The organism is Stenotrophomonas sp. YJH_SMC_32 (genome assembly GCF_059369975.1).
Genome location: NZ_JCAFTE010000001.1, coordinates 651,107 through 674,800, shown reverse-complemented (window position 1 = coordinate 674,800; position 23,694 = coordinate 651,107). Strand labels below are relative to the sequence as shown.

The 23,694-nt window shown below is 67.5% G+C and carries 16 protein-coding genes; 6 read left to right on the top strand and 10 right to left on the bottom strand.

Translation table 11 applies throughout. The annotated features are described in order from the left end of the window. Nucleotides 1–71 precede the first annotated feature (71 nt). Nucleotides 72–3,233 (bottom strand): efflux RND transporter permease subunit, encoded by a 3,162-nt coding sequence (locus tag AC5P7S_RS03055; protein WP_049416701.1) that lies wholly within the window; start codon nucleotides 3,231–3,233, stop codon nucleotides 72–74. Nucleotides 3,234–3,237: 4 nt separating this feature from the next. After that, a complete protein-coding gene (locus AC5P7S_RS03050) occupies nucleotides 3,238–4,368 on the bottom strand; it encodes an efflux RND transporter periplasmic adaptor subunit (RefSeq protein ID WP_065185352.1) in 1,131 nt (376 codons plus the stop codon). Between the two features lie 119 nt (nucleotides 4,369–4,487). On the opposite strand from AC5P7S_RS03050, the gene AC5P7S_RS03045 reads away from it, so the two are divergent. From AC5P7S_RS03045 to AC5P7S_RS03035, 3 genes are all read left to right on the top strand, one after another. Continuing rightward, nucleotides 4,488–5,168: a TetR/AcrR family transcriptional regulator gene (locus tag AC5P7S_RS03045; RefSeq protein ID WP_005419125.1), complete on the top strand. Its 681-nt coding sequence runs from the start codon at nucleotides 4,488–4,490 to the stop codon at nucleotides 5,166–5,168. Between the two features lie 135 nt (nucleotides 5,169–5,303). Then, entirely contained in the window at nucleotides 5,304–5,951 is a 648-nt protein-coding gene (locus AC5P7S_RS03040) for a protein-L-isoaspartate O-methyltransferase family protein (RefSeq protein ID WP_014648346.1), read from the top strand. A 16-nt stretch (nucleotides 5,952–5,967) separates the two neighbouring features. Then, nucleotides 5,968–7,326, top strand: coding sequence for a TolC family outer membrane protein (locus AC5P7S_RS03035; RefSeq protein ID WP_005419128.1), 1,359 nt, complete (start codon nucleotides 5,968–5,970; stop codon nucleotides 7,324–7,326). A gap of 97 nt (nucleotides 7,327–7,423) precedes the next feature. Here AC5P7S_RS03035 and AC5P7S_RS03030 read toward each other — a convergent pair whose 3' ends face one another. Both AC5P7S_RS03030 and waaA read right to left on the bottom strand, forming a co-directional pair. After that, nucleotides 7,424–8,626, bottom strand: a complete 1,203-nt coding sequence (locus tag AC5P7S_RS03030) for an amino acid transporter (protein ID WP_428993467.1) — start codon at nucleotides 8,624–8,626, stop codon at nucleotides 7,424–7,426. Between the two features lie 271 nt (nucleotides 8,627–8,897). Continuing rightward, nucleotides 8,898–10,196 (bottom strand): lipid IV(A) 3-deoxy-D-manno-octulosonic acid transferase, encoded by a 1,299-nt coding sequence (waaA, locus tag AC5P7S_RS03025; protein ID WP_065178339.1) that lies wholly within the window; start codon nucleotides 10,194–10,196, stop codon nucleotides 8,898–8,900. 60 nt (nucleotides 10,197–10,256) lie between these two features. Between waaA and AC5P7S_RS03020 the strand changes: the two genes are divergently transcribed. Further along, on the top strand, nucleotides 10,257–11,174 hold the full coding sequence (locus AC5P7S_RS03020) for an LpxL/LpxP family Kdo(2)-lipid IV(A) lauroyl/palmitoleoyl acyltransferase (RefSeq protein WP_095377951.1): 918 nt from the start codon (nucleotides 10,257–10,259) through the stop codon (nucleotides 11,172–11,174). Between the two features lie 108 nt (nucleotides 11,175–11,282). Here AC5P7S_RS03020 and AC5P7S_RS03015 read toward each other — a convergent pair whose 3' ends face one another. From AC5P7S_RS03015 to AC5P7S_RS03000, 4 genes are all read right to left on the bottom strand, one after another. Further along, nucleotides 11,283–11,732: an REP-associated tyrosine transposase gene (locus AC5P7S_RS03015; protein WP_095377950.1), complete on the bottom strand. Its 450-nt coding sequence runs from the start codon at nucleotides 11,730–11,732 to the stop codon at nucleotides 11,283–11,285. Between the two features lie 150 nt (nucleotides 11,733–11,882). Beyond that, a complete protein-coding gene (locus AC5P7S_RS03010; protein WP_095377949.1) occupies nucleotides 11,883–13,214 on the bottom strand; it encodes an O-antigen ligase family protein in 1,332 nt (443 codons plus the stop codon). Then, nucleotides 13,195–14,310 (bottom strand): glycosyltransferase, encoded by a 1,116-nt coding sequence (locus AC5P7S_RS03005; RefSeq protein WP_069139227.1) that lies wholly within the window; start codon nucleotides 14,308–14,310, stop codon nucleotides 13,195–13,197. Before AC5P7S_RS03005 ends, AC5P7S_RS03010 begins: the two co-directional genes overlap by 20 nt. 15 nt (nucleotides 14,311–14,325) lie before the next feature. After that, the gene (locus AC5P7S_RS03000; RefSeq protein ID WP_005410967.1) at nucleotides 14,326–14,523 is read right to left on the bottom strand and encodes a zinc-finger domain-containing protein; all 198 of its coding nucleotides are present in this window, start codon (nucleotides 14,521–14,523) and stop codon (nucleotides 14,326–14,328) included. Nucleotides 14,524–14,941: 418 nt separating this feature from the next. On the opposite strand from AC5P7S_RS03000, the gene AC5P7S_RS02995 reads away from it, so the two are divergent. Continuing rightward, nucleotides 14,942–18,286 carry a GH92 family glycosyl hydrolase gene (locus AC5P7S_RS02995; RefSeq protein ID WP_095377948.1) on the top strand — a complete coding sequence of 1,115 codons (3,345 nt, stop codon included), beginning with the start codon at nucleotides 14,942–14,944 and terminating at the stop codon, nucleotides 18,284–18,286. Next, complete coding sequence (locus AC5P7S_RS02990; protein ID WP_095377947.1) at nucleotides 18,283–19,026, top strand: basic secretory protein-like protein; 744 nt, start codon at nucleotides 18,283–18,285, stop codon at nucleotides 19,024–19,026. Before AC5P7S_RS02995 ends, AC5P7S_RS02990 begins: the two co-directional genes overlap by 4 nt. Nucleotides 19,027–19,533: 507 nt before the next feature. On the opposite strand, the gene AC5P7S_RS02985 is transcribed toward AC5P7S_RS02990, so the two are convergent. Both AC5P7S_RS02985 and AC5P7S_RS02980 read right to left on the bottom strand, forming a co-directional pair. Continuing rightward, nucleotides 19,534–21,825 carry an NADP-dependent malic enzyme gene (locus tag AC5P7S_RS02985; RefSeq protein ID WP_095377946.1) on the bottom strand — a complete coding sequence of 764 codons (2,292 nt, stop codon included), beginning with the start codon at nucleotides 21,823–21,825 and terminating at the stop codon, nucleotides 19,534–19,536. Nucleotides 21,826–22,055: 230 nt separating this feature from the next. Continuing rightward, nucleotides 22,056–23,399: a dicarboxylate/amino acid:cation symporter gene (locus AC5P7S_RS02980; protein WP_005419151.1), complete on the bottom strand. Its 1,344-nt coding sequence runs from the start codon at nucleotides 23,397–23,399 to the stop codon at nucleotides 22,056–22,058. Nucleotides 23,400–23,694: the final 295 nt, after the last annotated feature.

Below are 23,694 nucleotides of genomic sequence, written 5' to 3'. Positions count from 1 at the left end.
GCAAAGACCAACCGGCGTGGGTGGGGTCAGAGCCCTTTCCCGGAGGAGAAGGGATCCGACCCCGGTCGGCATCACGCCCCGGATTCATCGGGCTTCACCCGGAACCAGGCCGCGTACAACGCCGGCAGGAACACCAGGGTCAGCACCGTACCGACGATCAGGCCGCCCATGATCGAGATCGCCATCGAGCCGTAGAACGCGCTGCGCGACAGCGGAATCATCGCCAGCACGGCTGCCAGTGCGGTCAGCACGATCGGGCGGAAACGGCGCACCGTGGCATCGATGATCGAATGCCAGCGGTCATGCCCGGCATCGATGTCCTGCTGGATCTGGTCGATCAGGATCACCGAGTTGCGCATGATCATGCCGGCCAGTGCGATCGTGCCCAGCAGCGCGACGAAGCCGAACGGCGCGCGGAACAGCAGCAGGAACAGCGTCGCGCCGATGATGCCCAGCGGCGCGGTCACCAGCACCATCGCTGCACGCGAGAAGCTGCGCAGCTGCAGCATCAGCAGCGTGGCCACCACCACCAGGAACAGCGGCATGCCGGCCTTGATCGAGTTCTGGCCACGCGCCGAATCCTCCACGGTACCGCCGGTTTCCAGCAGGTAACCACTGGGCAGCTCGGCACGGATGCCGTCCAGTGTGGGCAGGATCTGATGCACCACGTCCAGCGCCTGCATGCCATCACTGATGTCGGCGCGCACGGTCACCGTCGGCAACCGGTTGCGGTGCCAGATGATGCCGTCCTCGAAGCCGTACTCCATCGTCGCCACCTGCGACAGCGTGATGCTGCCACCGTTGGCGGTGGGCATCGACAGGCTGGACAGCAGCTCCAGTTGATTGCGCTCATCGGCCGGCCCGCGCAGCAGCATCTCGATCTGGCGATTGCCCTCGCGATACACGCTTACCGATTGCCCGGCCAACGAACTGGACAGGAACTGGCTGACCTGGGCGCTGCTCACGCCCAGCGCGCGGGCGCGCTCCTGGTCGACCACCAGGCGCACCACCTTGCTCGGCTCGCTCCAGTCCAGGTTGACGTTCATCACGTGCGGGTTCTCCCGCACCTTGGCCTCGACCTGGCGCGCGATCGCCTGCACCTTCTCGATGTGCTCGCCGGAGATGCGCATCTGCACCGGATAGCCGACCGGCGGGCCGTTCTCCAGGCGGGTCACGCGCATCTGCACGTCCGGGAACTTCGGGATCACCTCGTGCAGCAGCCAGTCGCGGGTGCTTTCGCGTGAAGTGATGTCCTTGGCCAGCACCACGAACTGGGCGAAGTTGGTCGCCGGCAGCTGCTGGTCCAGCGGCAGGTAGAAGCGCGGCGAACCGGTGCCCACATAGGACACGTAGTTGGCAATGCCCTCGCGGCTGGACAGCAGCTTCTCAAGCTTCTCGGCCTGGGCCTGGGTCGAGCGCAGCGAGGCGCCCTCGGCCAGCTCGATGTCCACCATCAGTTCCGGCCGGGTCGAGTCCGGGAAGAACTGCTGCGGCACGAAGCGGAACATCATCAGCGAGAACACGAACAGGCCGATGGTCGCCGCGATCACCCACCAGCGATGCCGCAGGCAGGTATCGAGGAAGCGACGGAAACTACGATAGAACGGGCGCTGGTACGGATCGTGGTCGTGCCCGTGCTGCGGCGGCGCGATCAGATTGGCCAGCGCCGGATAGCGGTCGGCCCACTGCTGGCGCTTGGCGTGCCAGCGCGCTGACAGGCTGCCCGGCTTCGGCGGCTGCGGATTGAACAGGTCCGGCAGCATCTTGTCGCCCAGGTAAGGGATGAACAGCACCGCTGCGATCCACGACACCACCAGCGCGATGGTCACCACCTGGAACAGCGAGCGGGTGTATTCACCGGTACTCGATGCCGCAGTGGCAATGGGCAGGAAGCCGGCCGCGGTGATCAGGGTGCCGGTCAGCATCGGGAACGCGGTCGACTCCCAGGCGAAACTGGCGGCGCGCAGGCGGTCGTAGCCCTGCTCCATCTTGGTGGCCATCATCTCCACCGCGATGATCGCATCGTCCACCAGCAGTCCCAGCGCCAGCACCAATGCACCCAGCGAGATCTTGTGCAGGCCGATGTCGAAGTAGTGCATGACAAAGAAGGTCATCGCCAGCACCAGCGGGATGGTCACGCCCACCACCAGGCCGGTGCGCAGGCCCAGCGAGAAGAAGCTGACCAGCAGCACGATCACCACCGCCTCGGTCAGCACCTGCACGAACTCGCCGACCGACTCTTCCACCGATTGCGGCTGGTCGGACACCTTGCGCAGCTGCATGCCGGCCGGCAGGGTCTTCTGCAGGCGTTCGAACTCGGCATCGAGGTTGGCGCCGAGCTTGAGGATGTCACCGCCATCCTTCATCGCCACCGCCAGGCCGATCGCCTCTTCGCCCATGAAGCGCATCTTCGGCGACGCCGGATCGGCGAAGCCACGCTTGACCTCGGCGATGTCGCCCAGGTGCACGGTGCGGTCGCCGGCGCGGATCGGGAACTGGCGGATCGCTTCGATGTCGTTGAACTGGCCGGTCACCCGCAGCTGCACGCGATCGGTGGCGGTCTCGAAGAAGCTGGTGCCGGTCACTGCGTTCTGGTCGGCCAGCGCCTGCTGCACCTGCTGCATCGAGACGCCCAGCGTGGCCAGCCGGGTGTTGGACAGTTCGATCCACACCTTCTCGTCCTGCAGGCCGACCAGGTCGATCTTGCCGACGTCGGGCACCCGCTGCAGTTCCAGCTGGATGCGGTCGGCGTAGTCGCGCATCACCGCGTAGTCGAAGCCCTTGCCGGTCAACGCATAGATGTTGCCGTAGGTGTCGCCGAACTCATCGTTGAAGAAAGGACCGACGATCTCGCGCGGCAGCGTCGGGCGGATGTCGCCCACGCGCTTGCGCACCTGGTACCACAGGTCCGGGATCTGCCTGGAACGCAGGCTGTCGCGCGCCATGAAGATGATCTGCGATTCGCCCGGGCGCGAGTACGAGCGGATGAACTCGTACTCGCCGGTATTCATCAGCGCCTTCTCAAGCGGCTCGGTCACCTGCCGCGAGACCTGCTCGGCGGTCGCCCCCGGCCACAATGTGCGCACCACCATCGCCTTGAAGGTGAACGGCGGGTCCTCGGACTGGCCCAGATGCTTGTACGACCATGCGCCGATCAGCGCGAAAGCCAGCATCGCAAACAGCACCAGCGGGCGGTTGGACAACGCCCACTCGGAAAGATTGAAGCGGCGCACCGGCTTACTCCCTGGCCTTGGCGGCAGCGGCCGGCGTAGCCGGCTTCAGCACGGGACGGTTCTGCCGGTCCACGGCGATCACCGGCTGGCCGGCCCGGAGCAGGTGGCCACCCGCAGCAACTACCCAGTCGCCCCCGCTCACGCCCGACAGTACCGGTACCGTCTCGCTGCCAAACGCACCGGTGGTAACCGTTGCGGCCTTCAGCGTGCTGTTGCCCGGATCGACCACCCATACGCTGGCGGCACCGTTGGCACCACGCTGCAGCGCGCCCAGCGGCAGCTGCAGGGTGCCGTGGCGACCGGCGCTGCTGTAGACGCGTGCACTCTGGCCCAGTTCGACGTCGGCCAGCGCATCGGCGGGCAGGCTGACCCGGGTCGCATAGGTACGTGCCTGCGGATCGGCAGCGGCGGCGATCTCCCGGATCGTGCCCGGCAGGCGCTGGCCGGGGCGGTTCCACAACTCCACCTCGACCGGTTGGCCCACAGCATAGTCGCGGATGGTGGCCTCGGGCAGGTCGATCAGCACTTCGCGGCCACCGTCGGCGGCCAGGTTGAAGATGGTCTGCCCGGCGGACACTACCTGCCCGGCCTCGGCCTCGCGGCTGGCGATCACACCGTCGGCCGGCGCACGCAGCTGTGCGTAGCCGGCCTGGTTGCGGAGCACATCGAGGTTGGCGCGGGCGGCGTTGGCCTGGCCCTGCGCGGCCTTGAACGCGGCGGACTGCTGGTCCAGCTGCGAGCGGCTGACCAGCTGCTGGTCGGCCAGCACCTGGTAACGCTTGAGGTCATCGCGGGCGCGCACCAGATCGGCTTCGGCTGCCGCCAGCTGCGCCTGCGAGGCACGGGCCTGCAGCGCGAAGTCGGCCACGTCCAGCTCGGCCAGCACGTCGCCCTTCTTCACCCGTTGCCCGGCATCGACGTGGCGCTTGACCAGGTTGCCGCCAACGCGGAACGACAGCGGGCTTTCCTGTCGCGCACGCACCGTGCCCGGGAACGCCGCCGGCGCCTGCCCGGCCTGCTCGCCGGGGTGAACCACCAGCACCGGTACGGCCGCCGGTGGCGCCTGTTCCTGCCCCGAACAGGCTGCCAGCGCAGCCATCCACACCATACCGCCCATCCAGCGCACGATCTTCATCGGTCAACGTCCTGAAAACGCAGGGTTGCAACTAAGGGAGGAGCCGCGACTGCCGGCCCAATTTAATAAACCGGCCGGTATAGTATAAATATCGAACCGCTTGGTCTAGTATTGTCGCGATGAGTTCCCACATTTCCCGCAAGCCGTCGGCCAAGCCCGCTGCCAAGGCCGCCGGACCCGGGCGCCCCAAGGACCTCGGCAAGCGCGCGGCGATCCTTGAAGCAGCCAAGGCACTGTTCATCGAACAGGGCTATACCGGCGTGAGCATGGACACCATCGCCGCTCAGGCCGGCGTCTCGAAGCTGACTGTGTACAGCCACTTCGGCGACAAGGAGACGCTGTTCTCCGAGGCGGTGCAGTCAAAGTGCATTGAAATGCTGCCCGACGCGCTGTTCGTAGCCGACGCGGACGGCCCGCTGCGCGACCAGCTGATCGGTATCGGCCTGGCCTTCTTCGAGCTGATCACCTCCGACGCGGCGATCTCGATCCAGCGCATGATGATGGCGCCGGAGACCGACGAACGCCTGCGCGCGCTGTTCTGGAAAGCCGGCCCCGAGCGTACCTGCGAGGCCCTGGCCGATTTCCTGCGTGCCCGCGCCGAACGTGGCGAACTGGATATCCCCGACTGTGCTCTGGCCGGCGAGCAGTTCCTGACCCTGGTCAAGGGCGAAGTGCACATGCATATGATGTGCGGCATGCCACTGTCACCCGTGGAATGCGACCCTCTTGCCCACGTGACCGCCAGCATCGACTTCTTCCTGCGCGCCTACGCGCCGCGAGGGGCCGGAACGGCTGAATAACCAAAACTGAACGAACCGGAGGTCGCGATGACTTCCGGCACTGCGACCCCGGCCCCCGGCAGCTGATGCTCTGGGCGCGCCGCCGGCCTCCGGCACCGGTAAAATGGCCGGCCCACTGCGCTGGATTTGAACCTCATGACGATTGATTACGCCCACGCCCGCGAACTGATGGTGGAACAGCAGATCCGTCCCTGGGACGTGCTGGACATCAAGGTGCTCGACGTCCTGGCCCGCCTGCCGCGCGAGGCCTTTGTCGCCGACGCGCACCGGGCACTGGCCTACGCCGATGTCGAACTGCCGATCGGCCACGGCCAGAAGATGATGAAGCCGGTCATCGAGGGCCGTACCCTGCAGGCACTGGACCTGCAGCCGGGTGACGAAGTGCTGGAAATCGGCACGGGCAGCGGCTTCCTGTCGGCCTGCATCGGCGCGCTGGCGCGCGATGTGCTGAGCCTGGAAATCGACCCGGAGCTGGCCGCCGCTGCGCGTGCCCGCCTGGATGCCTCCGGCCTGGGCACCAACGTCCGCGTGGAAGTGGCCGATGCCCTGTCCTGGCAGACCGAACGCCGCTTTGACGTGATCTGTGTCACTGGTGCGGTCGACGTGGTGCCGTCACAGTTCGCCTCGTGGCTGCGTCCGGGTGGCCGCCTGTTCGTGATCCACGGCCGCTCGCCGGCGATGGAGGCCCTGCTGGTCAAGGCCGACGGCAGCTCCGAGTCCCTGTTCGAGACCGATATCGATTACCTGCGTGGTGCCGCCCCGGCCCCCCAGTTCCACCTCTGAGTCCAAGGAAGCCGCAATGATCCGCCGATCCCTCGCTGTTGCGCTGGCCACTGCCCTGCTGCCGTTGTCCGCCCATGCCGCCGACCTGCTGCAGGTCTACGAAATGGCCCGCAACGGCGATCCGCAGCTGTCGGCCGCCGAATCGACCCGGCTGTACGACAAGGAAGGCGCCGTGCAGGCGCGTGCCGCCCTGCTGCCGCAGATCAACGGCCAGGCCGCGCTGAACCGCACGCGCAGCGAGCCGAACGCCGACGCCAACTCCGGCTCGTTCACCAACAAGCGCCGCACCTACACGATCGACGGCAGCCAGACGCTGTTCAACTGGACCCAGATCAACAACCTGCGCTCGCAGCGTGAGCTGAGCAAGGCGGCGGACTTCACCCTCGAATCGGCCAACGACAACCTGATCGTGCGCACCTCGGCGGCCTACTTCAATGTGCTGGTGGCGATCGAATCGCTGAACGCCGCACAGACCAATGAAGCGGCCGCGAAGAAGCAGTTCGACTTCGCCGACAAGCGCCTGGAAGTGGGCCTGGCGCCGATCACCGACGTGCACGAAGCACGCGCCCAGTACGACCAGGCGCGCGCCAACACCATCATCGCGCAGAACACCCTGGCCGATAACTACCAGGCCCTGACCGAACTGACCGGCCAGCCGGTGACCAACCTGCGTGGCCTGCCGGCGGACTTCCGCCCGGAAGTGCCGGCCAACCGCGGCAACATCGACGAACTGGTGCAGCAGGCTACGACCCAGAATCCGGCGCTGAAGGCGCAGGAGCTGAAGGTCAGTGCCGCTGAAGCCGGCGTGCAGGCTGCCCGTGGTGGTCATTACCCGACCCTGTCGCTGGGCGGCAGCTGGGGCAAGAGCGCCACCTGGGGCGACAGCACCGGTGCCGGCTCGCTGTCGCCGGATGCGCGCACCAACAGCATCGGCCTGACCCTGAGCGTGCCGATCTTCTCCGGTGGTGCCACCCAGTCCGGCGTGCGCCAGGCGCTGGCGCAGCGTGACATCGCCCAGGACGGCTACGAGCAGCAGAAGCGTGCCCTGGATCGCAATACCCGCAATGCCTACCAGACCCTGGTGCAGGGCATCAGCGAAGTGGAAGCCCGCCGCCTGGCGGTGGTCTCGGCGCAGAGCGCGTACGACGCTTCGCAGGTCGGCCTGGAAGTCGGTACCCGTACCGTGCTGGATGTGATCCAGAACCAGCGCATCCTGTTCTCGGCGCAGCTGGACTATGCCCAGGCCCGTTACACCTTCCTGCAGAACCGCCTGCTGCTGAGCCAGTCGCTGGGTGCGCTGGACGTGGCCGAACTGCAGGACGTCAATCGGCTGCTGACCCAGGACGCGGGCAACCCGGCCACGACCACGCACTGAGTCGCCCCCCCTGCAACGAAAAAGCCACCCGCGAGGGTGGCTTTTTTGCAGGTGCTGCATCCACACGCGCGCCCCCCCGGCGTGGCCCCTCGAACCGTCAGCCCGGCCACGCGCGCAGGCGTTCCAACGCCGCAAGCACGCACAGCGCGGCTGCCAAAGGGGCCAGCATCGACATCATCAGCCCGCAGCCGGCTGCGCCTTGCCGGGTGTCATCCCGACGCCGCCGCAGCACCGCCAGGCACAGCGCCGCCATCACCACCAGCGTTGCCGGACCCGGCAGCGCCGGCAAGGTGCCCTGCGGCAGCCCCAGCACCAGCATCACCGCCGGCAGCGCAACCACCATTGCGCTCAGGCCCGTGCGGGATCGTCCCGCCGCGTCAGCTGCGCGGGGCCACAACGATGTGGCCAACCGGACGGCCAGCATCAGCAGCACCAACTGCAGGGCGGCCAGGCCCGCTGCCCCGGCCAGGGGCAACAATGGCAGCATCCACTGCAGCTGGGGGTGCACCTGCAGCGCAACCGCCAGTGGCCGGGTACTGGCAAGCGCGGAAAACTCGACCAGCCCGGCCTGCAATGCTGCCAGCACGATCAGCAGCAGCATCGCCAGCAACGAGACCAGCGCCAGCACCGCCGGCTGCCACATCGCGCCCTGGCGGCGCAGCGCAGGAAAGCCCAGTGCCAGGCCCACGCTGGCAAATATGCCCAGCAGCGGCACCGCAGCCGCCAGCACGCCCCCCAGCCCGAAGCGATATGGTGCGGTCGCCGGAGGCAGCCAGGGAATCCAATGCCCGTAGTGCACGTGACGCGCCGCCAGCGCCAGCAGCAACACCCCCACACCGATCTTCACCGTCAGCAGCGCACAGGCCGCCAGAGCCACACCCCGCGGCGGCAGCAACGCGAGCGCGCTCAACATCAGCAGACCCATGGCCGCCGCTACCTGCACGGGCAGCCAGTCGTTGGCATGGACGCCTCCGGTAGCCAGCACGGCATGTACATGGCGGGCCATGGACTGTGCCGCGCCCGCCGTGGTCGCCGTCAGCTCAAGCAACAGGATCGCGCCCAGAACGATGGCCACCCGTGGCCCCCAGCTGGCGGCCAACAGTCCGTACAGGCCATCGGCCGCCGGCAGTCGCAGCACCAGATCCTGCAGGCAGCACAGCACCAGGCCAGCCCCCAGTGCGGCCAGCAACAGGCTCAGTACGATGGCCGGGCCAGCCTGTGCCGCCGTGTGCTGGCCCACCAGCGCGATCACGCTGCCGCCCACCAGCAGCGTCAGTGCCACCACAGCCAGGTGGTCCATCCCCAAGCGCGCCCCACCGGTGCCGTCCCTGCCCCTGTCGCCGTCCATCGCAAGTTCCCTTGATATCCGCCCAAGCGCGGTCGACAGCAGGCTGGCAGCCTGCGTCGTCCTGCGGAATCGGAATCGGTGCTGCGTGCGCCACGATGTGATGGCAGGCACGCTGCCATCGGCAGGGTCGGTCCAGCAACGACAGAAAAATCGTCGCTAAGCAGAATTGATGAAGTTGATCACGACAACGCAGCGCAGCGCCGCCGACGCCGCGCTGCCGGGATCACTCGCGCGGTGGTGGCAGGTGCGGTGCGACCAGCGCAAGCGTGCGCTGCAGCGCGCCACGGCCATTGCTGACCAACGTGCAGCCCGCACGCGCCATGTCTTCGCGGGCCTGCGCATCTTCAAGCAGATGCTGCAGCAGGTCGCCCACCGCCTGCGCATCTTCGCCGATCAGCAGCGCACCGGCCTCGCGCATGCGCCGGGAGATTTCCGCGAAGTTGTGCAGGTGCGGGCCGGTCACCGCCGCGGTTCCCATCGCAGCGGGCTCCAGCAGGTTGTGGCCACCGATGGCCTGCAGGCTGCCGCCGACGAAGGCGACCTGGGCGCAGGCGTAGAACGGCATCAGCTCGCCGAGGGTGTCGATGACGAACACGTCTGTGGCGGCGTGCGGCCACTGGTCCACGCGGCGGGTCGCCACGCTCCAGCCCTGTTCGCGCGCCAGCGCTTCCACCTTCGGGAAACGTTCGGGATGGCGCGGTGCCCACAGCAGCAGCAGATCCGGATGCTGCTGGCGCAGGCGGCGGTGCAGGTCGATCACCGCCTGCTCTTCGCCATCATGGGTACTGGCGGCGATCCATACCGGGCGCGCGCCCGGCACCCGTGCATGGAACTGTTCGACGAAGCCCTGCACGTCCGGCGTGGTGATGTCGAACTTCAGGTTGCCCAGTGCCTGCACCTGGCCGGGCTCCGCCCCCAGCTGCACGAAGCGCTCGGCATCGTCCTGCGACTGCGCGGCCACGCAGGTGACGGTGCGCAGGGCGCGGCGGATCAATGCGGCCAGCAGCCGGTAGCCGCGCAGCGAACGCGCCGACAACCGGGCATTGAGGATGTAGACCGGAACGCCACGGTCACGGCAGCCGAACAGCATGTTCGGCCACAACTCGGTTTCCAGGATCAGCGCCAGGCTGGGCTGGAAATGGCCGAGGAAGCGGTTGACGCTGCCCGGCACGTCGTACGGCAGGTAGACATGGTCCAGCGCGTCGCCCCAGAGCGCACGCACGCGCTCGGAGCCGGTCGGAGTGATGGTGGTGATGACCCAGCGGATGTCCGGGCGCTGCTGGCGCAGGGCGTTGACCAGCGGCGCGGCGGCATTGACCTCGCCCACCGAGACCGCGTGCAGCCACACCCGTGGCTGGCCGGTCGGCTGCGGATAGGAGGCGTAGCGTTCGTCCCAGCGCCGGAAGTACTCACGGACCCGGAAGCCGCGCCAGACCAGGTGGTACACGGTGATCGGCAGCAGGATGTAGAGCACGACCGAGTACAGGCCGCGCAGGATCCATTCGACAGGGTCTTTACGCATGCGGCAAGGATACGGGAGCCCCCCGGGAAAGACACGCGGCCGCCTTGGTAGAATGGCCCCATGTCAGATGCCTCCACCGCCGTCCGCCCGTCGCTGCGCGATCCGCGCAACTGGCCGATGTTCGCCGCCATGTTCGGCGCCTTCGCCATCGCCCGCCTGCCGTGGATGCTGCAGCGCGCGCTGGGCCGGGGCGTCGGCTGGATCACCTGGCGCCTGCTCGGCAGCCGCCGCCGCGCCGCCGAGGTCAACCTGCAGCTGTGCTTCCCCGAGAAGGACGAAGCGTGGCGGCAGCGCCTGGTGCGCGACAGTTTCGATGCGCTGGGCGTCGGCGTGTTCGAGTGCATCCGCGCCTGGTGGGGCAGCATCGACAGCATCCGCCCGCAGGTACGGATCGAAGGCCTGGAACACCTGCGGCAGATGCAGGCCGAAGGCCGCGGCGTCCTGCTGGTCTCCGGCCACTTCATGACCCTGGAAATGTGCGGCCGCCTGCTGTGCGACTACGTCGATCTTTCCGGCATGTACCGCAAGCACAAGAACCCGGTGTACGAGTGGGCGGTGAAGTTCGGTCGCCTGCGCTATGCCAAGGCGATGTTCGCCAACGAGGACATCCGCGCGACCGTGCGCCACCTGAAGAAGGGCGGCTTCCTCTGGTACGCGCCAGACCAGGACATGCGGGGCAAGGACACCGTGTTCGTGCCGTTCTTCGGCCACACCGCTTCGACCATCACCGCCACCCATCAGCTGGCGCGCATGACCGGCTGTGCGGTGATTCCGTACTTCCACCGGCGCGAAGGCGGAAAGTACCTCCTGAAGATCGGCGCGCCGCTGGAGAACTTCCCCAGCGAGGATGTGGAAGCCGATACCACGCGGGTCAACCAGGCCATCGAAGCGATGGTGCGCGAGGCTCCCGACCAGTACCTGTGGATCCACCGCCGCTTCAAGCGCCAGCCCGGCGGCCGGAGTGATTTCTACAAATAAAGGTGGGGCGGGAGGGTTTCGTCCACGCATGGCGTGAATTTGATGACGCGGAGCATTCTGAAGTAGATCCACGCCATGCGTGGATGCTCTACATCCGGGTGCCGGCACCTACAACGGCCAACGGTACCATGCGTGCGGGTACTCACCCAACGTGCCGGCCAGGCCCGCACGGACCGGATTGGCCAGGATGTACATCGCCTTCTCATGAAGGGATTCATCGCTGCGTACGGCATGATCGTGGTAACCGTGCTGCCACAGCGCCCCTCGTCGCTCCAATCGCCGGTTCAGCAGTCGGCTGCTGCGTGATTTGAGCAGGGCCATACACTCGGCCAGGGTTCCTCCGCGCAGCTCCATCAGCCAGTGCAGATGGTCGGGCATGACCACCCAGGCGAGGCTGTGGCTGAAGCCCTTGCGCTCTACGAAGCGCAGGGTGTCGATAAGGATCGCCACGTTTGCCGCATCGGCGAACAACGGTTCGCGGCCGAGGGTTGCTGTGGTCAATGAATAAACGTTGCCGGATCGGGAATACCGACCGTAGCGAAGTCTGGGGCTGGCCATGCCTCCAGCGTGCGATACGCATGGAAACACCGGTAGAGGTGGTTGACCGGTATTTGCGTCGGGAAAGCTCCATCCACGCATGGCGTGGATCTACCAAAGCACGCTCCGTCTGGTACATGCAGTAGAGCCACGCCATGCGTGGATGGACGATCACACCACCGTCGGCGTGTCGTCCGCGTCCCGCGCCAGCAGGCTGCCGGCGAACAGGGCTGCCAGCAGCACCGTCAGGCCACCCCAGAACGCGGAATAGAACGCCAGGTGCGTATTGAGCGGGAACACCGTAACCGCCAGCGCCAGCATCGCCGGTCGGGCGCGATCACGCGCAGCCGCCGGGGCATAGCGCCAGGCCCGCCAGGCCTGCGCCACCGCCGCCAACCACAGCAGCAGGCCCAGAACGCCGGTCTCGGCAAGGATTTCCAGCACGATCTGGTGGGCGTGCAACGCCGGTTGGCTGCCCCACACGGCGGGACCCTCATCTGACACGCAGGCCGGATACGCATCGCGGAAGCCGCGCGCACCGACACCGTTGACCGGATGCTCCTCGATCATGCACACCGCTGCGGTCCAGATGCGCGCGCGCCCCGAAAGCGCCTCGTCAACGCCCTGCCCGTCTTCGTTCCATGCCTGCGCCGTGCGCGCGACACGCTCGCGCAGCTGCGGCACGCCCGCTGTCAGTGCGGCCGTACCCAGCGCTGCCACCAGGGCCAGCAGCAGCAGCCGCTTCCAGCCGAACTGGCGCACGCCGCTGTAGGCCAGCACCAGCACAAAGGTGATCCACGAGGCGCGCGAACCTGCCAGCAGCAGCACGCACCCCAGTGTTGCAGCGGCCAGCAGCCACCCTGCATTGCCGAAACGCTGCGCCATCGGCAGCAGCAGGAACGGTGACAGGCTGGCCAGCACCTGGCCGAATTTCAGATTGCAGGGCCCAAGCGCGCCACTGAGGCGGTCGGCCAGTGCGGCTTCGTCGGCCGGGCACAACGCGTGGCCACTCACGGCCAGCTTCAGGTGTTCCAGCGACCAGAACCACGGGCTGGTGCCAGCCAGCGCCTGCACCAGCGCGTCCAGCGTCCACACGCCGGTGATCAGCGCCAGGCCACCGAAGGTCAAGCGCCGCCGTTCCGGCGTGGCCACCGCGATCGCCACCAGCCACATGAAGGGCAGGTAGCGCAGTCCGGCGGCCGCCTTGGTCCACGAGGCCGAAGGGTCGATCGCATCGATGGCCGAAAACGCCTGCGGCAGCCAGTAGCCGAGGAACAGGATCGAGGTCAGCGCCCACGCCGCCGTGCTCAACAGGTGCGGGCGGCGCTGCAGCCGGCGCATCACCATGCGCGCGGCAGCATAGACCGCGCCAAGGCCCAGCACGGTTTCGGCAATGCCCGGCAGCGGCCACATCGCCACGTACGCCAGCACCCACCAGGGCGCCCAGCGCCCGGCACGGTCGTCGCGCACGATGGCAGCGGGGTCAGCCGGCGAGATCGGCATAGAGGCGGAGGGTATCGCGCTGCATGGCCTGCAGGGTAAACGGGATGCGGGTCGGCAGGGACGGCGGCTGCGCCAGCAGGGCCAGCGCACGTTCACCCAGCGCGCGCGCGTCGCCGAGCGGCACCGCACCGCTGGGCTGCAGCTGCAGCAGCAGTTCGCCGACGCCACCATGGTCCCAGCCCAGCACCGGGCGACCGACCGACAGCGCCTCGACCACGGTGCGGCCAAAGGCTTCCGGCTTGTCCGACAGCTGCAGCACCAGATCGCTGGCGGCGTAGGCCTGGGCGATGCGGACGGTAGGCGTGCTGATCTGTACGGCCTCGGCCACGCCCAGTGCCGCGGCCTGGCGGCGCAGGTCAGCCACGTAGGCCTCGCGCCCGGGTTCGTCGGTGCCCAGCATCCACAGCTGGGCAGGCACGCCGGCGGCACGCACGTCGGCCAGCAGCTGCAGCGCGTGGGTGTGGCCCTTCAGCCGGGTGCCGCGCCCCGGCAGCAGCAGCAGCGGGCCTTCGACCTGGGCCAGCCACGGGTAGTCGGCCGCCAGCGCCAGCCGCGGGCGGCGGTCGGCGCGCGCCACGCGCGGGAACTGGTTGACGTCGACACCTCTCGGTATGACCCGCAGTTTTTCTTCCGGCACCGTCGGGTAATGGCGTTGCACGTAGGCGCGCACGGTGTTGGACACGCAGATCACGCGTTCGCCACTGGTCATCACCGCGCTGTAGCGGCTGGGCGAGTTCAACCCGTGCACGGTGGTCACCCAATGCGGGCGCTGTGCGGCGGGCATGGCGCGGATCGCGTACAGGCCCAACCAGGCCGGCAGCCGCGAACGGGCATGCACGATGTCCGCACCAACTTCGGCAAACAGCCGGCGCAGGGTCGGCAGATGGCGCAGGGTCAGCAGCGACTTGCGGCCGATATCCAGGGTGAGGTGCTCGGCACCACTGTCCAGCAGCGGCTGCACCAAGCGGCCACCGGCAGACACCACCAGCGCGCGATGGCCGGCGGCAACCAGGGCCGCAGCGATTTCCAGGGTCGAGCGCTCGACACCACCGGAGTGCAGCGCCGGCAGCAACTGCACCACGGTCAATCGGCGCATCGAAGGGGCCGCCGTTTAGTCGGCCAGCACGAACACGGAACCGCAGTACGGGCACTGCGCTTCGCCGTTGGGCTCGTCTTCGATCGGCAGGTACACGCGCGGATGCGAGTTCCACAGCGCCATTTCCGGGGTCGGGCAGCTCAACGGCAGATCGCTGCGGTGCACGGTGTAGCGCTTCTCGGCGTTGGCGGGCGCGGTGGCGGTATGGCTCATGGCGGATTCGGTGAACGGGTTGCGAGGCCCGTGATTCTAGCATCTGGGCCGCAACGACATTGCCCCGCAACGGGCCTTTGCACGCCGCCGCCGATGCCTCGCATCTCCCCACCGCGCGCCGGGCGGCGGCGATTCCGGGGATTTCGCGGTCGTTCCGGCAGGTTCGCTCGCCAGAATCGACTCCAGCGATATTTCCCGCATTTGGATCGAACTAAATGGCACTTGCCAGCGCGCGGCGGCTGTTGCAGGATCGGGCCAGGTCGCACCCCGACCCACCCAATCCAACCCGATCGCATGGCCCGCCCCCACCGGACCGGCATCGCCTCTTCCACTGCCAGCCTGGCGGGCGGAGCGATGCTGTCCGTGGTGTCCGCCGATGCGGGTTCGCCCGCCGCCAGCCCTTCCGGGAGACCCTTGCATGACCCTGTCCGATCCGCGCCGCGCCCTGCTTCCGCTCGCCCTGGCCCTGGCCTGTGCGACCACTGCGATGCCGGCGCGGGCGCAGGGGCTGCAGACCTCGTTCGAACCGGGCGAACCTGTACCGGCGCAGGCCACCGGTGCGCTTCAGGTCACGATCGGCAATGGACCGGCCGCGCCCTACGCCGCCAAGCGCAACGCCGGCTACAGCGGCCTGCATGCGCTGCGCTACAGCAGCGAAGGCGGCAGCGCGCGGCGCGAACTGTTCAAGGCCGACCTGCCCATCGAGGCCGATACCACGCTGTCGTGGCTGGTGCTGCCGGAAATCGTCGGCAAGGACACCGTCGCCTCGACCTATGTATCGCTGGACCTGCTGCTGGACGATGGCAGCCGCGTTTCGGCCGGTGCGGCACGCGACCAGCATGGCGTGGCGATCGGCGCACGCGCGCAGGGCGAATCGAAGACGCTGTACCCGCAACAATGGGCCCGCAAGGCAGTGCGGCTGGGCGACGTGCCCACGCTGAAGGGCCGCCGCGTGGTGGCGATCGAGCTGGAGGTAGCCAGTGCCGAGGGCGCGCCGGTCTCTGGCTGGATTGATGACGTGCGCCTGGATGCCCAACCGCGGCAGCGGCCGCAGCGCGTCTCCGACTGGGTGCTGACCACCCGCGGCACCCAGGCCAACGGCACCTTCTCGCGCGGCAACAATTTCCCGGCCACGGCGGTGCCGCACGGGTTCAACTTCTGGACCCCGGTGACCGACGCCGGCGCACTGAACTGGCTGTACCGCTGGAACGAACAGAACGATGCGCAGAACCGCCCGCAGCTGCAGGCACTGGCACTGAGCCACCAGCCCAGCCCGTGGATGGGCGACCGCCAGACCTTCCAGGTGATGCCCTCGGCCAGCCGTGGCGTGCCGGACGCCGACCGCCGCAAGCGCGCGCTGTCGTTCGACCGCCGTCATGAAAGCGCGCGCCCCTACCGCTACGACGTGCGCTTCGACAATGGCATCGCTGCTGCCATCGCACCGACCGACCATGCCGCGCTGTTCCGCTTCGAGTTCCCCGAGGGCGGCGACGCCAACCTGCTGTTCGACAATGTCGATGCGCGTGGTGGCCTGACCCTGGACACGGCCACGCAGACCCTCAGCGGCTACACCGATACGCGCAGTGGCCTGTCCAACGGCGCCAGCCGCATGTACGTGGTGGCCAGCTTCGACAAGCCGTGGCGCAGCAGCGGCCGCCTCGACACCGGCCGCCCGACCGGTTACATCAAGTTCGATGCTGGCAGCGACCGGCAGGTGACGATGCGCATCGCGACCTCGCTGATCTCGGTGGAACAGGCGCGTCACAACCTGGCGCTGGAAATCTCCGCCGCCGACACGCTGGAAAGCGTGGCGGGCCGTGCGCAGGATGCATGGGACGCGCGCCTGGCCCGCTTCGACATCGGCGATGCCACTGACGACCAGAAGACCACCTTGTATTCCAGCCTGTACCGGCTGTACCTGTATCCCAACTCCGGCCACGAGAATGCCGGCAGCGCGGCCGCGCCTGACTGGCGCTACGCCAACCAGGCCAGCGCCAGCGACGACAACACCGAGGGCAGCGCGAACCGCAGCTTCACCGGCGTGCGCGACGGCAAGGTGTTCGTCAACAACGGCTTCTGGGACACCTTCCGCACCACCTGGCCAGCCTATGCGCTGTTCACGCCCGACGATGCCGGGCAGATGGTGCAGGGTTTCATCGAGCAGTACCGTGCCGGTGGCTGGATCGCACGCTGGTCGTCGCCGGGCTACGCCGACCTGATGGTCGGCACCAGTTCGGACGTGGCCTTCGCCGATGCGTGGCTGAAGGGCATCGGCGGCTTCGATCCGGCCGAGGCCTACGCCGCCGCGCTGAAGAACGCGACCGTGGTCCCCCCCGACCGCCATGTCGGCCGCAAGGGCATGGACCGTTCGACCTTCCGTGGCTACGCCAGCGCGGACGTGCACGAAGGCATGTCGTGGACGATGGAAGGCGCACTGAATGACTTCGGCATCGCCAACATGGCCGACGCTCTGGCCAAGCGCGCGACCACGCCGGCCGCACGCGAGCGCTACAGCACCGAGGCCGACTACTTCCGCCATCGCGCCGCCAGCTACGCGACGATGTTCGATCCGGCCGCCGGCTTCTTCCAGGGCCGCAACGCCGATGGCCAGTGGCGCGTGGACGCCAAGGCCTACGACCCGCGCGTGTGGGGCCACGACTACACCGAATCCAATGGCTGGACCTTCGCCTTCACCGCCGCCCACGATGGCGAAGGACTCGCCGCGCTCTATGGTGGCCGTGACAAGCTGGCAGCGAAGCTGGATGCCTTCTTCTCCACGCCGGAAACCGCCGACCCCGCGTTTGCCGGATCCTACGGCGGCACCATCCACGAGATGACCGAAGCGCGCGATGTGCGCATGGGCATGTACGCACACAGCAACCAGCCGGCGCACCACATCCCATGGATGTACCTGTACGCCGGGCAGCCGTGGAAGACCCAGCAGCACGTGCGCGAGATCCTGTCGCGGCTGTATGTGGGCAGCGAGATCGGCCAGGGCTATCCGGGCGACGAGGACAACGGCGAGACCTCCGCGTGGTACGTGCTGGCTTCGCTGGGCCTGTATCCGCTGCGCATGGGCGCCCCGGAGTACGTGATCGGTTCACCGGCGTTCGAACATGCGAGGGTGGAACTGCAGGGCGGCGCGGTGCTGACCGTGAACGCGGCCAACAACTCACGCGAGAACGTCTACGTGCAGTCGCTGAAGATCAATGGCAAGCCGTGGACGAAGACCTGGGTGCCGCACGAGCTGATCGCCAAGGGCGCGACGCTGGACTTCGTGATGGGGCCGCAGCCGTCGCGCTGGGGCAGCGGCGTGGATGACGTGCCGCGCTCGCTGACCGCGCGGGGCCAGCGCCCGCAGCTGCTGCACGACCTGCTCGGCAGTGGCGCCAAGGCGACGCTGGCCGATGGCCGCGCCCTGCCGGCGCTGGTCGATGACGATGCAGCCACCACCGTCGGCCTGGGCGGCGGCGCAACCATCGCACTGACCGGCCTGGGCGACGGCGCGCCGACCATGTACACGCTCACCAGCGGTGACGGCCGCATCCAGGGCGGCGAATGGACGCTGGAAGCGCGCAGTGGCAACGGCCGCTGGATCGTGCTCGACCAGCGCAGCGGCGAAGCCTTCGAGTCTGCCCGCCAGACCCGACCGTTCCGCATCGCCAAACCCGGTCGTTACAGCGAGTATCGGCTGCGCCTGGCCGCACCGGGCCGGCTGCCGCTGGCGGAGATCGAACTGTTGGCGCCCAGCGCCGTACAATGAGCCCCATGCGCTACCGTCTGCTGCCTCTGGCCCTTGTTGCCCTTTCCTTCTCCAGCTTCGGCCAGACCCAGGCCTTTGATGCGCAGCTGACCCGCGATGGCGTGACGCTGAACTACCAGGACGCCCGTGGCGCCCTGGCCGCGCCGCAGCGAAAGCGGGTTATCGATACGTTCTACTTCGCCTACCTGCGCGAACGTGCGGACTTCCACCCGGCCGCGCCGTCGATGGTGCGCATTGTGATCGACCCGGCCTACACCGGGATCGCCTTTGTCGGTGACAAGGACCAGGCCGCGACGATCACCATCAACCCGGGTTGGCTGGCGCAGCACCCCAACGACATCGACCTGGTCACCCATGAGGCCATGCACATCGTGCAGGGCTATCCGGGCTATGGCGACGCACGGGTGCCGGGTTGGCTGGTGGAAGGCATCGCCGACTACGCACGCGACCGCTACGGCATGGACAATGCCGCTGCGGGCTGGGCACTGCCGAGCAAGGTCGAGAAGGGGCAGAACTTCGACAGCGGCTACCGTGTCACCGGTGCGTTCCTGAAATGGGCCGACGCCGAACATCCGGGCCTGGTGCTGGCACTGGACAAGGCCCTGCGCGACGGCCGCTATGCACCGGCGCTGTGGCAGAAGCACACCGGCAAGGCACTGCCGGCGCTGTGGGCGCAGTACGCCAAGCCGCGTTCCGACGCTCCGCCGCCGGCCCCTGCACGCCGCGGCAAGCGGCGCTGACTGTGCGATCAACTGCGTATAGCCGCGACTGGGTAGAGTCGACTGTTGGTCGACTGACTTTCGTACAGCCCACGAAAACCCCGCGCTTCGCGCGATAGTCGACCAACGGTCGACTCTACCTCGCTGGCGTCTACGCCTCAGCGCGACTGCACGAAACCGGCGTACAGCGCGAACAGCTGCTGGAAGTACCGCCGCGTCACTCGATTGCGCATCACACCCTCGCCGATGGGAAGTTGGTCGGGCCCAGGGTGGGAAGGCCGGTCCGGTCCCTTCCCACGGCCGGGCCGCGTGGGCGTATTGGGCCGCAGCGGCGTTGCAGGGAAATGACCGGGCAGCGTAGCGCGTGTGGCACAGACCGGAGTAGGACCGGCCGCTGGCCGGCTGCCGTCGTGTATCTGAGCACGATTGGGGTTGCCGGCCAGCGGCCGGCACTACCCGTTTCCGCTGCGCGGAAACAAAAACGCGCCCCGTGGGGCGCGTTTCCGCAGCTGTCGCTGGAAAGAAGGCTTATGCCTTCTTTTCCGCTTCCAGCTGCTTCCTGATCTGCGCATCGACCGCCGCAATGGCGGTCATGTTCAGGATCCGGCGCGAGGTCGCGCTGGTGGTCAGGATGTGCACCGGCTTGTTCACGCCCATCAGGATCGGGCCGATCGCCACGCCGTCGGTGAACACCCGCACCAGGTTGTAGGCGATGTTGGCCGCTTCCAGGTTCGGCAGCACGAACAGGTTGGCGCGGCCCTGCAGGGTCGAGCCCGGCAGCAGCTTCTGGCGCAGCGCTTCATCCCATGCGGTGTCGCCCTGCATTTCGCCATCCACGTTCAGGCGCGGGTTGCGCTTGAGCAGCAGCTCGCGCACCTGGCGCATCTTCAGCGCATCCTTCGAATCATGGCTGCCAAAGTTGGAGTGCGACAGCAGCGCCACCTTCGGCTCGATGCCGAACAGCTTCATGCGATAGGCCGCCTGCAGGGTCGCCTCGCACAGCTGCTCGGCGGTCGGGTCTTCCTGCACGTGGGTATCGACGAAGAAGAACACGCCCTGCTGGTTGATCACGCCGGTCATCGCCGAGGTCGAGGTGACCTTCGGCTCCAGCGGCAGCACGCTGCGCACGTAGCCCAGCTTCTTGTGGAAGCGGCCGACGATGCCGGTCAGCATCGCATCGGCCTCGCCACGGGCGACCATCACCGCTGCGATCAGGGTCGGGCGCGAACGCATCAGGTTCTTCGCCGCGGCCACGGTCACGCCACGACGACCGGTCAGGCCGTGGTAGTACTGCCAGTATTCGTTGAAGCGCGGGTCGTCGTTGATGTTGGTGACTTCAACGTTCTCGCCGATCTTCAGGCGCAGGCCCAGGCGCTCGATGCGCGACTCGATCACTTCCGGGCGGCCGATCAGGATCGGATGCGCCAGGCCGTCATCGACCACGTTCTGCACCGCCTGCAGCACCACTTCCTCTTCGCCCTCGGCGTACACCACGCGCTGCTTGTCGCTGCGCGCGCGGTCGTACACCGGCTTCATCATCAGGCTGGTGCGGTAGACGAACTGGGCCAGCTTGTCACGGTAGGCGCCCATGTCCTCGATCGGGCGCGAGGCCACGCCCGAATCCATCGCGGCCTGGGCCACGGCGGCCGACAGTTCCACCAGCAGGCGGCGGTCGAACGGGCGCGGGATCAGGTATTCACGGCCGAAGCTCGGGGTCTCGCCGCCGTAGGCCGAACCCATGTCGGTGGCTGCACGGCGTGCCAGTGCAGCGATGGCACGCACGCAGGCGATCTTCATTTCCTCGTTGATCGCGGTGGCGCCCACGTCCAGCGCACCACGGAACAGGTACGGGAAGCACAGCACGTTGTTGACCTGGTTCGGGTAGTCCGAACGGCCGGTGCCGATGATCGCGTCCGGACGCGCAGCGCGCGCCACCTCCGGCATGATTTCCGGGGTCGGGTTGGCCAGCGCGAAGATCACCGGATCCGGCGCCATGGTCTTGACCATGTCGCCGGTCAGGATGCCCGGTGCCGACAGGCCCAGGAAAATGTCCGCGCCGTCGACGATCTCGGCCAGGGTGCGCTTGTCGGTGTCACGCGCATAGCGCTGCTTTTCCGGGTCCAGGTCGGTACGACCGGTGTGGATCACGCCCTCGCGATCGAAGGCCAGGATGTTCTCCGGCTTCAGGCCCAGCTGCACCAGCATGTTCACGCAGGAAATGCCGGCCGCGCCCATGCCCGTGGTCGCCAGCTTCACTTCCTCGATCTTCTTGCCGGTGATCGCCATCGCGTTGAGCACGGCCGCGCCGACGATGATCGCCGTGCCGTGCTGGTCGTCATGGAACACCGGGATCTTCATGCGCTCGCGCAGCTTGCGCTCGACCACGAAGCATTCCGGCGCCTTGATGTCCTCCAGGTTGATGCCGCCGAAGGTCGGTTCCAGCGAGGCGATGATGTCGACCAGCTTGTCCGGGTCGGTCTCATCCACTTCGATGTCGAACACATCGATGCCGGCGAACTTCTGGAACAGCACGCCCTTGCCTTCCATCACCGGCTTGCCGGCCAGCGCGCCGATGTTGCCCAGGCCCAGCACCGCGGTGCCGTTGGAGATCACCGCCACCAGGTTGCCGCGGGCGGTCAGCTCGCTGGCCTGCTGCGGGTCGGCCTTGATCGCTTCACAGGCGTACGCCACGCCCGGCGAATACGCCAGCGACAGGTCGCGCTGGGTCAGCATGGGCTTGGTAGCGGAAACCTTGATCTTTCCCGGCGGGGACATCCGGTGGTAATCGAGGGCGGCCTGTTTGAAATCTTCGTTGGACATCGATGTGGGTTACATGAATGGGCAGAAGGGACAGGGGATGATACCCCCGTTGGAGCGTCCGGACCTGTCGCTATCCTGTCGCAAGCATGCTGCGACCGCACAATTCCGTGCCGTATGCGACGGTACCGCGATACCAGCTTCGGCGCTGCCCATGACAGCCATGGGACGCCCTGAAACGCCGCGGGGCCGTACCACTGACGTGATCGGCCCCGCGGTACCACACACCTGGATCAGCCCTTGGCCGGCAGCGCCTCGGGCAGCGCATCGACCGGCGGCGGCAGTTCGCTCTCGCGGCCATCCAGCGCCAGCTGCAGGCGGTTGCGGTCCAGCGCGCCTTCCCAGCGCGAGACCACCACGGTGGCCACCGCATTGCCGATGAAATTGGTCAGCGAGCGGCATTCGCTCATGAACCGGTCCACGCCCAGGATCAGCGCCATGCCAGCCACCGGCACCTCCGGCACCACGGCCAGGGTGGCGGCCAGGGTGATGAAACCGGCGCCGGTGACACCCGCCGCGCCCTTGGAGCTGAGCATGGCGACCAGCAGCAGGGCGATCTGGTGGCCCAGGGTCAGTTCGGTGTTGGTGGCCTGGGCGATGAACAGTGCCGCCAGGGTCATGTAGATGTTGGTGCCGTCCAGGTTGAACGAGTAGCCGGTCGGGACCACCAGGCCCACCACCGACTTGCTGCAGCCGGCGCGTTCCATCTTCTCCATCAGCGACGGCAGCGCCGACTCCGACGAGGAGGTGCCGAGCACCAGCAGCAGTTCGGCCTTCAGGTAGCGCGCCAGCTTGAACACCGAGAAGCCGCACAGGCGGCAGACCAGGCCCAGGATCACCGCGACGAACAGGAACGCGGTGAGGTAGAACGAGCCCACCAGCCAGGCCAGGTTGATCAGCGAGCCGACGCCGTACTTGCCGATGGTGAAGGCGATCGCACCGAAGGCACCGATCGGGGCGGCCTTCATCAGGATGTGCACCAGCTTGAACACCGGGGCGACCAGCGCCTCCAGGAAGTTCAGCACCGGCTTGCCCTTGTCGCCCACCATCGCGAGCGCGATGCCGAACAGCACGGCCACGAACAGCACCTGCAGGATGTTGCCATCGACAAAAGCGCTGAGCAGCGTCTTCGGGATGATGTCCATCAGGAAGCCGACCAGGGTCAGGTCATGCGACTTCTCGACGTAGCTGTGCACTGCGGTCTGGTCCAGCTCGGCCGGATTGATGTTCATGCCCGCGCCGGGCTGCACCACGTGCGCCACGATCATGCCGACAATCAGCGCCAGCGTGGAGAAGAACAGGAAGTACGCCATTGCCTTGGCGAACACCCGGCCCACCGTGCGCAGGTGGGTCATGCTGGCGATGCCGGTGACGATGGTGAGGAAGATCACCGGCGCGATGATCATCTTCACCAGGTTGATGAAGGCATCGCCGAGCGGCTTCATCTTCTCGCCGACCAGCGGTTCGTAGTGGCCGAGGATGGCACCCAGGACGATCGCCACGATCACCTGGAAGTACAGCTGGCGATAGATCGGCAACGGCTTTGCAGGCACCGGTGCTGCGGTCGGGATGTGCATGGCGGACTCCGGAAGGGGCGTTTTCAGGCACGTACGGCCCCGGGACTGCACGGGAGCCGTTACCGTGGAAACTGACCGCAGGCCCTGTACTGCACGCACAGGGGGTGCGACCAATGGACGCCTTTGTACGCGCCAGGCACGCCGGCGCAGATAACCTATTGGTACTAGCCCCCCGGTTCAGGTGGCACAGGTGCCTACACTGGCGCCGCACCGCCCAGAAACGGGAAGGCCGGTGGCCCGGGCTGAACGGCTGGGCATGTCCCTGCGAAAGTTTCGGCCCCTGCGGCCGCTGATG